This is a genomic window from Ruegeria sp. C9, assembly GCF_056537585.1.
The window spans coordinates 293708-307913 of record NZ_JBQFRU010000005.1 but is presented as its reverse complement, the minus strand read 5'-3'; the positions used below and the strand labels follow the sequence as shown (position 1 = coordinate 307913).

At 53.5% G+C, this 14206-nt stretch carries 12 protein-coding genes; 4 read left to right on the top strand and 8 right to left on the bottom strand.

The genetic code is table 11. The features are described from left to right. The first annotated feature begins 731 nt into the window (after positions 1 to 731). On the top strand, positions 732 to 1763 hold the full coding sequence (locus tag ACR0NE_RS15015; RefSeq protein ID WP_170597195.1) for a GlxA family transcriptional regulator: 1032 nt from the start codon (positions 732 to 734) through the stop codon (positions 1761 to 1763). On the opposite strand, the gene ACR0NE_RS15010 is transcribed toward ACR0NE_RS15015, so the two are convergent. The 7 genes from ACR0NE_RS15010 to ACR0NE_RS14980 are packed head-to-tail and all read right to left on the bottom strand — an operon-like array spanning position 1741 to position 9218. Beyond that, complete coding sequence (locus tag ACR0NE_RS15010; RefSeq protein WP_170597196.1) at positions 1741 to 2673, bottom strand: 3-hydroxyacyl-CoA dehydrogenase NAD-binding domain-containing protein; 933 nt, start codon at positions 2671 to 2673, stop codon at positions 1741 to 1743. The genes ACR0NE_RS15015 and ACR0NE_RS15010 overlap by 23 nt on opposite strands. Beyond that, the gene (locus tag ACR0NE_RS15005) at positions 2673 to 3413 is read right to left on the bottom strand and encodes an SDR family oxidoreductase (protein WP_170597197.1); all 741 of its coding nucleotides are present in this window, start codon (positions 3411 to 3413) and stop codon (positions 2673 to 2675) included. The genes ACR0NE_RS15010 and ACR0NE_RS15005 overlap by 1 nt, the downstream gene beginning before the upstream one ends. After that, complete coding sequence (locus ACR0NE_RS15000) at positions 3413 to 4831, bottom strand: gamma-aminobutyraldehyde dehydrogenase (RefSeq protein ID WP_170597198.1); 1419 nt, start codon at positions 4829 to 4831, stop codon at positions 3413 to 3415. Before ACR0NE_RS15000 ends, ACR0NE_RS15005 begins: the two co-directional genes overlap by 1 nt. A gap of 10 nt (positions 4832 to 4841) precedes the next feature. Continuing rightward, positions 4842 to 5774, bottom strand: coding sequence for a 3,5-dioxohexanoate:acetyl-CoA acetone transferase (kce, locus tag ACR0NE_RS14995; protein WP_170597199.1), 933 nt, complete (start codon positions 5772 to 5774; stop codon positions 4842 to 4844). Next, positions 5774 to 6541 (bottom strand): SDR family NAD(P)-dependent oxidoreductase, encoded by a 768-nt coding sequence (locus tag ACR0NE_RS14990; protein WP_480444236.1) that lies wholly within the window; start codon positions 6539 to 6541, stop codon positions 5774 to 5776. The genes kce and ACR0NE_RS14990 overlap by 1 nt, the downstream gene beginning before the upstream one ends. A gap of 32 nt (positions 6542 to 6573) precedes the next feature. Further along, the gene (gene betC / locus ACR0NE_RS14985; protein WP_170597200.1) at positions 6574 to 8100 is read right to left on the bottom strand and encodes a choline-sulfatase; all 1527 of its coding nucleotides are present in this window, start codon (positions 8098 to 8100) and stop codon (positions 6574 to 6576) included. After that, complete coding sequence (locus tag ACR0NE_RS14980) at positions 8097 to 9218, bottom strand: ring-hydroxylating oxygenase subunit alpha (protein WP_170597201.1); 1122 nt, start codon at positions 9216 to 9218, stop codon at positions 8097 to 8099. The genes betC and ACR0NE_RS14980 overlap by 4 nt, the downstream gene beginning before the upstream one ends. A 666-nt stretch (positions 9219 to 9884) precedes the next feature. Here ACR0NE_RS14980 and ACR0NE_RS14975 point away from each other — a divergent pair. The 3 genes from ACR0NE_RS14975 (at position 9885) to ACR0NE_RS14965 (ending at position 12815) form a co-directional block, all read left to right on the top strand. Then, positions 9885 to 10247 (top strand): hypothetical protein, encoded by a 363-nt coding sequence (locus ACR0NE_RS14975; protein WP_170597202.1) that lies wholly within the window; start codon positions 9885 to 9887, stop codon positions 10245 to 10247. Between the two features lie 1304 nt (positions 10248 to 11551). Continuing rightward, the gene (locus tag ACR0NE_RS14970) at positions 11552 to 11764 is read left to right on the top strand and encodes a hypothetical protein (RefSeq protein ID WP_170395513.1); all 213 of its coding nucleotides are present in this window, start codon (positions 11552 to 11554) and stop codon (positions 11762 to 11764) included. 241 nt (positions 11765 to 12005) lie between these two features. Further along, on the top strand, positions 12006 to 12815 hold the full coding sequence (locus ACR0NE_RS14965) for a hypothetical protein (protein ID WP_170597203.1): 810 nt from the start codon (positions 12006 to 12008) through the stop codon (positions 12813 to 12815). Positions 12816 to 13156: 341 nt separating this feature from the next. On the opposite strand, the gene ACR0NE_RS14960 is transcribed toward ACR0NE_RS14965, so the two are convergent. After that, positions 13157 to 14104 (bottom strand): DMT family transporter, encoded by a 948-nt coding sequence (locus ACR0NE_RS14960; protein WP_480459827.1) that lies wholly within the window; start codon positions 14102 to 14104, stop codon positions 13157 to 13159. Positions 14105 to 14206 lie beyond the last annotated feature (102 nt).

The following is a 14206-nucleotide window of genomic DNA, read 5'->3' as shown; positions in this document are numbered from 1 at the left end:
GCAAACTATCGGGCAAATCGTGCAAAGTTATCCGGTGACTTACCTCAGCAGATCTCAAGCGATACAACCCAGCAAACGATTGGCGGAGAACGAGTTTTTTATAAGGCCACGTTCACCACTATAGACGGTACTGATAACTATGTCCTCTACCCTTTAGAGGTATCGACGACAGCGGGTGACTATTATGGCGGGGCAAGTAGCTGGTTCTTTTCGACGACCGGGCCTTGCTAGAAGGCGTTCCGCTTGCATTAGCCAGCATAAGCACAAACAATCCGAAAAAGATGAATTACGTATGCTTTGTCGATGGAACGCAATCGAAACAGCCACAAGTAGCGCAATTGTTGAAGGCCTCTCAGGCGGTGATGAGATGATCCAGGCGGATGGGAGACCAGTTAAGATTTGATGGGTTGGCGCTCATCATGTGAGCCTTGCAGAATGCCTTGCAAATCAGAAGCTTTGGCCTGTGAAAGATTGATATGAATGCGCTTGGACGCGGAATCCCGAATTGTGATCTCTTTGTCTCGCAACAACACTAAGTTTCTAGCGGCCAAAACGGACTTTCGCCGCGGTAGAACGAATGTCGGTTTTTGGATTTCAGAAACTTAATGAGCGCTGATCTCCCCCGGTATTTTCCCCTTGTTTATGCTGTGTTTGCCTTAGTAATTGGACTTGTTTGAACCAGTGATAAGTTCATTATTGACAATTTTGGACGCCATTTTGCAGAATCGGCCATGATCCATCCAATTGATCGCACGCTAGATATCGTTGTCCTGGTGAGTCCGCATTTCAATGTTTCGGCGACTACGTCTTTCGTGGATCCTTTCAGAATAGCCAATTACCTGACAGGTTCGGCTCGATTTTCTTGGACCTATGTCTCGGACCTCGGTGGACCAGTCGAGTCTAGCAGCGGCCTAGTCGTTGATACTGCCCCATTGGCGGCCGTGACGGGGCGCAAGCCCTGGTTGGTTCTGGTGAGTACAAGTTGGTCACCTGAACGTCACGGAACATCTCAGTTTAAGGTGGCCCTTCAGAAGTGGGAGGCGTGCGGAGCAATCGTTGGCGGCTTGGATACTGGTGCGATTGTTCTTGCGGCTGCTGGACTGCTTAAAGGCAAGACAGCGACGGTTCACTATGAACACATCGATGCCTTTGCTGAAATGGCCCATGATACCACAGTGTCAGAGAACATGATTGTTATGGATGGAAAGATGTTCACTTGTTGCGGGGGTTCCGCAGCGACCGATCTGGGTTTGCGGTTTGTGCACTCTGTCGATGGTGAGAGTATCGCCAATGCATCTGCGCGATATCTTTTTCATCACAATGTACGCGGTGAGGGCCAATCACAGAACCCCAAAGACGTGGAGCCACTGGGGTATGTCACCTCTGGGGTGGTAAGGGACGCGATCGACTTGATGGAGGCACATTTGGAAGCCACTTTGTCGATCCCTGAAATATCAGCGAGGTTGAAGATTTCGCAACGACAACTTAGCAGATTGTTTCGGCAATATGTCCAGAAGTCGCCGATCGAGTACTACCGTGACATACGCCTTGATCGCGCGCGTGGACTAGTAACCCAAACAGAGTTGAAATTCAGCGAGATTGCAGAAGCATCAGGATTTAACGGGCAAGTTCATTTCAGCCGGGCATATCGAAGCCGTTTTGGCCTCACACCAACTGCAGACCGTATTGAAGGCCGTACTCCATTCGAGTTCCGCGCGTGGCCAATGTTCAAGCCTGATATTAAGTCCGAAGGTGTTGGGTAGCTTTTTGCATCGCCGTAAGCATCTTGTCGCGTTGCGCTGATAACTCTTCGGTACTTTGCCCCTGAGTTTGATCGTTAATGCCATCGACCAGTTTATTGATGACATCTTCATCAAGACGAGGGTTGCCCAGGTCGTCCCACCAGCCATTGAATGTATCCTTGAAATGGTCACAGAAGGCCCGCAGACCGCCGTCGCCTGCACCCAGGTGGAAAAGCGTCGTCGGACCCATCGCCGCCCACCGCAACCCCGGACCGGCCCACATCGCTTTGTCAATGTCTTCGACACTGGCAACGCCTTCAATCGCCATATGGACGGCCTCGCGCCATACTGCAGCTTGTAAGCGGTTTGCGACGTGTCCAGGCATGCCCTTCTTGATCCGGATCGTGACTTTGCCCAGGTCTTCGTAGAACGTCTCCGTTCGGTTCAGAACATCTGAACCGGTGGCGTCGTTCGCCGTCAACTCGACCAGCGGAATGAGATGTGGCGGGTTGAACGGATGACCTAAGATGAGCTTACTCGGATCGCGCCATCCCTGTTGGAGAGCATCGAGTGTTAGGCCGGATGTTGAGCTTGAAACTATTGCATCAGCGCTTAACTCTGGCTCAACTTCCGCATAGATGGAATGTTTGATCGGCAACCGCTCGGGCACATTCTCCTGAATGAACTGCGCGTTTCGCACGGCCTCAGCTGCGGTCGGTGCAAAGGTGATCGCATCTCGGGTGGCGTGGCCAACTTGGCCCAATTCTTCCAACGCAGGCCACGCCTTTTCAATGTATTTACGGACGGATGCTTCAGCGTTCGGATCGGGATCAAATACGGTCACACTGCGACCCGACGCGAGGAACAGCGCTGCCCAGCTTGCCCCGATGACACCGGCTCCGAGAATGGCGGTTCTTTCGATTTCCGACATCAGAACAGTCCCGGATTCAGGGGGGATGCCGCAGTCATACCACCGTCTACAGTGAACACTTGGCCAGTCGCAAAAGACGACTCGTCAGAAGCTAGCCAAACAGCCATCGCAGCAATGTCTGCGGGCTTACCAAAGCGTTTGACCGCATGGCGTGCCAGCGCGTCTGATCTAGCCTTTTCCGGGTCATGGGCGAGTTCGAATGCTGCGTCCAGCATGCCCGTCTCAATCCATCCCGGGCAGATTGCATTGCAGCGCACCGCAGGTCCATGGTCCACTGCGATAGAGCGTGTAAGTCCATGCACAAACGCTTTTGAAGCATTGTAGAGCGCCATCGATGGGTCAGCGGCATTGCCCGAGATCGAACCAATGTTGATGATCGAACCACCCTGAGACATTTTCGGGATAAAGGCGCGGCAACAGTTAAAAACGCCTCGTGCGTTTACTCCCATCACCAAATCCCAATCCGCGTCTGTGCTTTCGGTCACCGTTTTTTCGACCTGAACGCCGGCGTTGTTTACCAGGATATCTACCAGGCCGATTGTTCGGGCAGTACGTGCAACCGCTTCGGGATTGGATACATCCAGCGTATACCATGCTACGTGATCCGGTAGATCATCTGGTTGCGGGCCGCGCCCGCAGGTGGCGACAGCCGCACCTTCGGCTGCGAAGGCCTCAGCGATGCCGCGACCAATGCCCTGTTTGCCGCCTGTAACAAAGGCGCGTTTCCCAGCTAACCGCATCAGTGTGCCACCATAACGTGACGGACTGCGGTGTAAGCATCCAGCGCATAGACCGACATATCACTGCCCGTTCCTGAGCCCTTCATCGCGGCCCATGGCATCTCGGGGGTCGCAACCCCATGCGTGTTTACCCAGGTGAATCCATAGCGCAACTTGGACGTCATTTGCATTGCCCTCCCAACATCTCGTGTCCAAACCGATGAGGCCAACCCGTAAGGTCCGTTGTTGGCGGTCTTCAACGCATCTTCTGCCTCAGAAAACCGAGAGACAGTTACAACGGGTCCAAAAACCTCATTGCAGGCAATCTCTGCTGTATTGTCGACATTGGCGATGACTGTCGGCTGGTAGAAAAAGCCGTCTTCTTCGCCAGACGCCCCACCGGAAACGATTTCAGAGCTGCTGCGTGCGCGATCAACAAAACCCGCTACACGATCCCGCTGAGTCGCAGAGACAAGCGGACCCATTTCCGTTCCTTGAGCTTTCGGTGCACCGATCTGGATCTGGCCAACCTGATCGGCAATCGCGGCCACAAGTTTGTCGTAAACTCTGTCTGCAACCATCACGCGGCAAGGCTGTGCGCAGTCCTGACCGGCATTGAAGTAGCTGCCATATCGGATCGTCTCGGCCACAGCATCGAGATCAGCATCATCAAAGACAATGACTGGCGCCTTGCCGCCCAATTCCAGATGAACGTGTTTAATTTTCTGGGAAGCAGCCCGCATTGCAGCCATGCCTGTCGCCGGAGAACCCGTAACACTGATCCCTTCCATCTGTGGGCTGTTCATCAGGGCATTCCCCACGCAGGGCCCGCGACCATGGATCACATTTAGCACGCCTTTTGGCAGAACATCTTGTAACAGTTCTGCGAGTCGCAGAGTAGATAGCGGCGTGATCTCGGACGGTTTCAACACCACCGAACATCCTGCCGCAATTGGTGCAGCAATCTTCCAGGACGCCATCATCAGCGGGTAGTTCCAAGGGGCGATGGCGGCGACAGGGCCAATGGGGTCGCGCCGGATCATCGACGTATGACCCGCGACATACTCTCCAGAGGCAGACCCCATCATGGTGCGCGCAGCCCCGGCGAAAAAGCGAAAGACATCAATCGTAAGCGGCATTTCATCATCATGAGCCGATGGCCAGGGTTTTCCCACATCTAGGCTCTCAAGTTCTGCCAACTCATGGCTGTTCGCCTCGATAACATCAGCTATCTGAAGCAAGATTGCAGCGCGTTCTGCAGGGGGCGTAACCGAAAAGGTTTCAAATGCCTCTGCTGAGCCGCGCACCGCCGCCTCGACCTGTGCATCGCTGGCTTCTTTTACAGCACCGACTACCTCGCCTGTTGCAGGGTTCAGGACGTCCAAGGCCTCTCCGATCCCTTCGACCATTTCACCGTTGATCAACATGTTCGTCTGCATATGCATCTCCTTAGAAGCCAACCTGATCGCCGCCTTTTAGTGCGAGCCGCATGCGGGCTTCTGCTGGCGACGCGACCGTAAGGCCAAGGTTTTCAACGATTGATCGGATGCGCGTGACCTGTTCCGCGTTAGATTTTGCCAACTCACCCTTGCCGATGAACAGGCTGTCTTCGAGGCCGACACGCAGGTTACCGCCCCGCATGGCGCTTTGGGTCGCAAATGGCATTTGGTGACGACCAGCGGCAAGGACCGACCATTCGTAATTCTCTGCTCCGAACAGCTTATCGGCTGTGTTGTGCATGTGAGTCAGATGGTCCGCATCTGCGCCAACGCCACCCAAGATGCCAAATACCATCTGAATGAAAAATGGCGGTTTGATCAGGCCCTGATCCACGAACCATTTGACGTTGTAGAGATGTCCAAGATCATAGCATTCGAACTCGAACTTGGTGCCGTGATCTCCACCAAGTTTTTCGATGGCGTAACGAATTGTTTTGAAAGTGTTGGGAAAGATAAAGTCTTCCGTCATCTCCAAAAATGGCCGTTCCCAGTCGTGCTGAAACTCGGTGTATTTCTGCAGCATCGGAAAGATACCAAAGTTCATGGATCCCATGTTGAGCGATGCCATCTCTGGGCTGGTAGATGTCGCCGCCAGCAGCCGCTCATCCATCGACATCCCCAAGCCGCCGCCGGTCGAGACATTCATCACAACATCGGTGGACTGCTTGATTACGGGTAGAAACTGCTTGAACAGCTCAGGTCGGGGATCGGGTTTTCCTGTCTCCGGGTGCCGTGCGTGCAGGTGAATGATTGATGCCCCTGCCTGGGCCGCCTCAATACTGGCCGTCGCAATCTCGGCCGGTGTAATCGGCAGATGCGGTGACATTGACGGCGTATGGATGCCTCCGGTCGGCGCGCAAGTGATAATGACTGGCTTTGGCATCAGAGTTTCATCTGCTGCACTTGTGCAGACAGCCCCCCGTCCAGAACCCACAACTGGCCAGAGGCATAGCGCGCCTCGTCCGAGGCAAGCCAGTTGACCAAATTTGCAATATCCTCGGGCGTGCCGTAGGTGCGCATCGGATGAACATCACGCACGGCCTTTTGCAGCGTTTCAATGTTGCCACCTCCTCCGCCGGATCCATCGCCGTTGAAGAAGCTCTGCAGCATTGGAGTGTCGATATAGCCAGGGCAGATGGCATTCACCCGGATACCTTCTGGGCCATGATCGCAAGCCATTGCGCGGGTCAAAGCGTGAACTGCACCCTTGGTCGCGCAATAGGCCGCAAGCCCTGGATCTGCGATGAACCCGTCGTAGGAGCCAAAATTGATAAGGCTTGCGCTATTCCCTGTCTTCGCCGCTTCGCGCATCAATGGGATGGCGTATTTCGAGGTCAGGAACGTGCCCGTGGAATTAACCGCAAAGCTTTGATTCCATTCCTCCAACGTGGTCTCTTCAACCGTTTTTTCGATCTCGATCCCCGCCGCGTTCACTAGGATGTCCAACTTTCCGTGTGCGGCGCGCACATGATCCATCGCCGCAACCGAGTCTGCTTCTTGAGTCACATCCAGCTTAACAAAATGACTGCCATCATCGTCGTGCTGATCTAACGACCCTTCCGGTGTGAGGTCAGCGGCAAATACCGTTGCGCCTTCTCTTAGAAACCGAGCGACAATCGCGCGCCCGATTCCACCGCGGGCACCAGTCACGAGAGCAACTTTTCCGTTCAGCATCATTGGTTTCAATCCTTCAATGGCGGATAGCGGTAGCGGCGTGCAGCCACTGTCCAATCCATATTGTTGCGTACATACTGCTGACTTGCATCGGACGGCGGGTTGTAGTCCCAAGGCTCGCTGGCACCGGCCTCCATCGCGGCATGTAATGCACGGCGCGATTTTTGTGTGGCGATTATCTTCTTTCGCAAAGCACTGCCGTCCCAACGCTCGACGACTTCAGCTGCAAAACGAGTTTTCGCGTCGGAGTAGCTTGGGTCCGAAGCTAAATTCTTCGTTTCCATCGGGTCAGCACTCAGGTCATAGAGCTGCGGTGGGTCGCTATCACAATGAATATATTTCAAGGGCCCGCGCCGGATCATGATCACAGGATAGCCCGTCATCTCGGCACAGTATTCTCCGATCGCCTCATCAACTGGATCATCTTCACCCCGAGCCAGAGGCATAAGGCTACGACCGTCGATCGGCTCTCCGATCATCGTCTCATCACCGCCACCGATGTCGATAAATGTCGGCAATAGATCAACCAGTGACACTGTATTTTGAGCGGCCCCAACAGCGATGCCTGGTCCGGCCATGACCAATGGAATTCGTGCTGAGTGCTCGAAGAAGTTCATTTTGTACCACAGCCCACGTTCACCCAGCATGTCGCCATGGTCGGCTGTGACAATCACAATGGTGCTGTCCAACTCGCCCGTTTCTTCGAGGGTTTGAACCAGCACTCCGATTTTGCTGTCGAAGTAACTGACGTTTGCCAAGTAGGCATGGCGCGCGCGCAGGATTTCTTCCTCGGTCAGTGGCACATAAGACGCTTCGATCCCATCCAATAAACGTCGTGAAAAGGGGTCTTGATCCTCCAACGCGGGCACAAAGGCGGGCAAGTCAATTTCATCATCTGTATACAGGTTCCACCATTCTGGTCGGGCTACATATGGATCGTGCGGGTGAATGAAGCTTGCAACCATCGCAAAAGGCGCGTCATTGCCAAGCGCTTTGTCTCGGGCCGCATCGAACAGCCAGCGTTTGGCAGCAAAACCGACCTCGTCGTCATAGTCGATCTGGAAAGTCGCGTGGGCAACGCCGCTTTCCTTCACCGTTTGCATGTTGTGATACCACTTGTCGATCCGCTCGTCCGGGGCCTCCCAATCCGGGGTCCACGCGAAATCAGCAGGATAGATGTCGGTTGTCACACGATCCTCAAATCCATGCATCTGATCCGGTCCGACAAAATGCATCTTGCCTGCCAAACATGTACGATAGCCCAGCGATTTCAGATAATGCGCAAATGTCGGCACCGAAGCCTTGAACTCGGATGCATTGTCGTAAGCTGCGATGCGACTGATGTGCTGACCCGACATAAAGGAAAACCGTGAAGGCGCACAGAGAGGGGAATTGCAGTAAGCTGCATCAAAGCGCATGCCGCGCGCGGCCAACGCGTCAAGATGTGGCGTCTTGGCGACCTTATGCCCGTACGCCCCTGTGAAATGCGGAGCCAATTGGTCCGCCATGACCACAAGGATGTTTGGCCGCGTCACGTGACACCTTTTGCGTAAGCGTCCAAGACTAAGCCATGGAAGTGATGAACGGCGTGCTCGGACTTGCCGGACCCGTCCGGGTCATTGACGATCCGACCTTGGGTGAACGCAGGTGTATTCATCCCGCGCTGCACACTTTCGACGAGGCTGATATCTTCGACCTGAAGTACCTCGTCCAGATAGCGAATTGCATCCAGCTCCATCGCGTCAGGTTCCGGCGTCTCAAGGAAGAAGTCATAGGTCTCAAGCGTCCGATCTGGCCCAACAGGGATAATGTTCAACACGATCATGCTGGACCGTCCCGGATATCGCATCAGGCAAGTGGTAGGATAGAGCCACCAAACCGCGTGGGTTTTTACCGTGGCGTTTGAGACGTCATAGGCGGTATTTGGACTGTTGCCTGCGTCAGCCATATGGCTGGAGTAAATGCCGTAGGTTGTAACCTTGTAGGTATCCATATCCACGAGGTCACAAAAATCCTTATGGGCCGTAGGGCAATGATAGCACTCAAGGAAATTGTCCACGACGTTCTTCCAATTCGACTTGATGTCGTAGGTCAGACGGTGGCCAAAAGTGAGTTGATCCACATCTGGTGCCCAATGGCGCACCTCGGTTTCCAGGTTTCCGGATTGCTCTGACAAAGAGGCAGCCGTCGGATCCAAATTGACAAAAACAAAGCCGCAAAACTCTTCGACCTGCACTTCGTCGAGGCAAATCTCATCCTTGTTGAAGTCTTCGAGGTTTTCAGTATGTGGCGCACGCGCCAATTGCCCGTCAAGCTTATAGACCCAGGCATGATAGGGGCACATAATCCGTGTGGTATTGCCTTCGCCTGATAGCAGTTCATGAGCACGGTGTTTGCATACGTTGTAAAAGGCGCGGAGCTTACCCTCTTTGTCGCGCACAACCGCAATAGGTTGACCGGCAATATCCACTGTTACATATGATCCCGGCTCTTGTGTTTTCTCGACATGACACACCCATTGCCAAGTTTTGGAGAGGATGGAGCGAAGGTCTGCGTCAAACCACTTGCGCTCGGTGTAGGCAGCAGCCTGCAATGAGCTGGAGCGCGATGGGTCAGCATGATAGCCAAAGAAAATTGCACCTGAATCAGTCATGATAGCGTCTCCGATGTTAGGTTAAATCTATTGCGCGTGGGATTCGAAGCTATGTTTAATCAGCCGCTAGTTTGATTATTTTCGCTAAGCATTTGGCTTTCGGGGACACCGTACTAACCCATCAAGCACTGCGTTTAGCTGCCAAGCGAATGCTGGGCCCTTGACTGCATCTGTTATGCGGTCATTCGTGCACACTGCAGGAATCGGTAAAATGGGCTCAAACCGAACATTCTCTGCACTGCGGTTGTGGGAATCTGGCGGAGTGTCTGGATTGCGGGACAAAGTCGCCTTTTGTTGACGCCGCTTTTGCTCACGCAGCATTTCCTCGCATCTGCGGCAGCGTCCTCTCGTTGGTGCAGCAAATTTCACGAGACCGGACATTGAAGCCCATTCGGTTAGTCGGCTTTCAATCCGACCTTTCGCCGCGACCAACCTCAATCACCAAGGGGCGGACGAAGCCAACATTCATTCGTTGAACGTTTTCGACGGGTCGTCCAGTGTAAAAGGGCGTGAATCGCACATAGCTGTACGTGGAGTAGTATTGACCCTTTGGAAAAGGCTTAGAGAACGTTCAAGCGACCGGAATTCGCTGGGCCTGATCACAGGAGCAGGGAAGCATTTATACGCAGCTTTTGTCAGGACTACAAAGCCTGGAATGATCATTGCATGGCGATAAGCACCGCAACCGAGTGTCTCAAACGTCCAGAAATGATATCAGAGTTATCGAAGGCTTACTCTGATTTCGTTGGCAAATACGCCACTCCCGACATCGAGCTACAATTGATATCTTTCGGAACGGATGCATCCTTCGACCCAAGCAGGCTGACGTGCGGAACTGCGGGAATAGAAGGCTCTCGTCTGAAGCAACCGTTTTTAATCAAAAGCGTGCACGGGGATTGGTCTGATGAGTACATAGCACATAACAAGGAAAGCGTGGACGGCTCGTTTCGGCTCGAACAGATTTACTTTATAGATCCATTTCCTGAGGATAATAAGGAGAACGAAGCCGCTTTTCTTCCTATTTTGTGAACGTCAAAGTTGGGCTTTCCTGGCACCTTCGTCGCAAGATCCATGAACGATCGCTCCAGGATGGAGCTCCCTTTGCTGTGCGTCGTATGAATGGGCAAGATGCAGGACAAATCTGCCGTTCAACTTTTCTGTGGTGGTGTCTGCTTATCTAATAGTCGTATTATCCGTTCAGTTAGTTATGCTTGAACCAGAACAGGTAATTTGATCCTGCAATTTGGTGTTGTTGACCTTCAAACCTGACAAATTTGGATTTTCTATCAGGTCGCTGCTCAGACTCCCACATCGCTCGACGAACACCCACCTTGGCGTTAAGTTGCCCGAACAGGTTGGCGAAAATGATCAACCACGAAGGCACGGATTGGGCGGAGGCAACAAAGCATTATGCCCGAGAAAAATTAATGACATCGAGATTAACGCATTTCTTCCAAAAAGCACTTGGTCGTAAGCGCAATAGTCACAGGTTATCGAATGAGGACGAAAATTTCGTCGGCAGCGCAGCCTCGGGAATGTTGGCACAAATTCAGCACGAAACGAATATGCGCGCCGCGCGTGGGAACGAGCCGATCTCCGTTCGTCTTGTCCCCCAAGTGCCAATACGGGATGCGGATGCCGCGGCGGGTTGGATCGGAGGAGGGGCTTGTCGGTTACTTTGCCCTCTGGCGCCATAGCGCGTGTAGAAGCGATTTCGACCTGAATGTCGAGAGCTTCGCGCCAGGCGAGGACAGAAATCAGCACCAGGTTCTCGCCAATTGGACTGCCCGTGTAAGCGGCGGTCATTGGGGGCATCTACATAGGCAAACGGTTTCTTATCGCGGCTTGCTGGATGTTTCGCGGCATGGCGACCTTTGGATGCTTGATGACCTGACGATTATCAGCGCCAAAACAGGAGGGTAATTCAGTGGCTGAAACGCGGCCTCAAAACCAGTCATTTGAGCACTTATCGGAAATTGGACTCACAATGCGAGCAGGGAGCTGACATTTCAGTGTTTCGGCATTCACTTGAATTGCCACCAATCGCCAATGTCTCGAAAGGCACCAAAAGTACGGCAGTGCGTTGGCAGTTCATTTTGAGGCCGAAACGTCTTAGGCTGTGAAATGGGCCGTAAACGGAGGAACCAATCGTAATACGAACAATCGCACTCGCGCTTGTGGCAAGCGTCATTGCAAACCCTTCTTTTGCAACGTTTCTTGTTTCCTGCGAAGCGCCTGATGAGTCAGGCGTTGCGGTAGCATTTGGCTTTGGATCTGTACCCGGCCTTGCGATTATCAGCGCGACGATCCACGCGGATGGACAGGACTGGAGCATGACAGAGACAGAAGGTGCGCTGCCCATTGTTTTGGCGCAGGGGGCCTCGGAGAACACACACACATTGCTGGATTTCGCCGATCCTGAGTTTGATCGCATTGTTGCATCCGTGCGGCTGATTACGGCTGATGAAGGCGATGACCAAATCACCGTTGGCACGCTTAAGATCCCAGAGGTCGGGGTCTTTCCGCTGGTCTGCGAAGGACCATGACCCATATCTGTGCCAGAAACGTGTGGGCGGGGCAGAGAGAGAATTCCGATGCCCATGACCTGGTGAAAGAACATCCAGTTATAGCTTCATTCTCCGTTTTTTGGCGATCTCGGCCCGCCCTGACCTATAGATATGAGGTCAACACCCCGGACAAATTCAGACGTGGCATTTTCTAGCTGGATTCCACACCACGCCTACCCGGCAACCTTCTAACGGCCACGCCACCTCAGGAGACAGTCGCATGATCCAAGAAATACAACAACCTGGAGATCCAGTAGCCGACATTCTCTTCAATTGGCTTCCATTTCTTGGGATGATTGCGCTCGGCGTAGTAGGATTGATCATCACCGCGCGGGGCTATCGGCACTATCTCAATTCGACGTATCTAAAGCGAGCCGGCCGACCTGGGCAGGCGCGCGTGACCGACAAGTGGGTCAAGAAGGGCCACGTTGGTCGCGACGAACGGCATCGTACGAAACCTTCGAAACGTTACTTTCTGCGCTTCCAACTTTTGGATGACCCGCGCGTATTTTCCCTAAAAGAAGTCGCTCTGGTAGACCTTTGGAACGCGGTCGAGGTCGGCGACGCGGTCGACGTGCTCTATCACCCGAGGCGGCGCTTGATGCGCCTTGCTGCCTGGACGAAGTACAGCGGGACAAACGCAGGTGCGGCCCAGATGGCGATTGGTGCGATCATGCTGTCAGCAGCCATCGCTTCGGTTGCAGAAGGCGCAGTCTCCGCTTTGCGAAGTCCTGAGCAGCGCATTGCTGGCGAAAGATGGGTTCGCAGCAAGGCAGAGGTTTTGAACATGGGCAAGCCTGCGGATCCGTATCTGCGTATGTTTGCCCCAGGGTCTCGGATGATCCGTGTCGTGTTCGGAGAGACCCATGGCGGCGCATTCTTAGGGAATGAGCGCTTTATCCGTGTGACCCCAGCAGAAATTGAAACTTACGCCATCGACGACGAAGCGATCCTGGTTGCCTGGATGGACCCGGAGAATGAATTCAATGCCGTTCTGGACCTTGAGAGGCGTGACACAGATTTGCGCTGATTGTTTTGACTAAAAGTAAGGCGACAAATACACTCAGATGGCGAGTTGGCCCGAATTACGTGACTGATCTTGGTTGCAAAGAAAGTGCACTTTTGATTCTGGAAAAGTCGAAGTGCTGAATAACCAGATTGGCAATGCAAGCATCAACATTGCTTTATGTCTGCCGCATGTGAACACGTGCTGCGACAGCGCTCTCTGAAATTCAAAAATCTAGAAGGTCCGCGAGTCGCACGTTGATTATTGGTCTGATGCTGCGTTGTTGATGAATGTTCGGTTCGAAGGGCCTCGCCGCAGCAACTTGACCAGGATGTGTAGGTCGGCTTTAGGCCGGGCATGTAGCCTTAGATTGGAGGTACGGCGCGTTCGGTGACCAACTGTCTGGCCGCCACCCTTTCGCGATGTATCATGTACAGCCCTGCACTGATGATGATCGCAATGCCAATCAGGCTAAGCGTATTCGGGAAGTCATTGAAGATAAGATAGCCGAACAAGGTCGCGACCGGCAGCTCAAAATACTGCAGCGGTGCCAGCGTGACGGAAGGCGCAAAAGACAGCGCATAAGTCATCATCATGTGGCTCACCGTCGCGAAGAAGCCAGCGCCCAAAAGCCACAACAGAGCGGTGTCTGTTGGCCAAACGGGATCAAACAAATCAGAGCCGGAACCTTGCGCAACAATTAGAGATGGAATGCAAAACAGGCTGGCGATCAGACCGGTGTGGAATTGCAGGGTCACGGGGTGCACCCGACGCGACAATCCCCGGGTCACAAGAATGTAGAAAGCGAAGGCAACTGCCGTTCCTACCGGAATAATAGCGACCGCGCCGAAAGCTGCGAAACTGGGCTGGATGACGAACAACACCCCGACAAACCCCACAAGCGCCGCGCCAACGCGACGCGGGCCGACGTCTTCACCAAGATAGAACTTGCCGACCAACAAGACGATGAAAGGGGCAACGAACACGATTGCCAGCGCATCGGCAAGGGGCATCACCCGGATCGCGGCAATGAAGCAAAATGTTGCGAACACCAACAGCAATGAGCGGAAAACCAGCACCATCACCTGACCTTTCGCCACGCGCAACGACAGTCCCATTATCCAGATGAAAGGCGCCATCAACGCGCATTGTACCACAAACCGAGCAGCCGTAATCTGCCCAACCGGCACACTGGTTGACGCGAGTTTCGCAGACACATCCAGCAAAGGAGCGGTTAGGCAAAACCCCAGCATCAGCGCAACGCCAACAAGTGTGCGATCCGGAGATTGAGGTATGCGTTCAGCTGAGGTCATCACTTTATTTAGAGATGTCGCCAAATGCGTGTCTGTTCTCAATACGACGACAGGCAAAAATCCCGCTATCCAAGAGTTCGAGTTGAATTGGATATAGCGCTC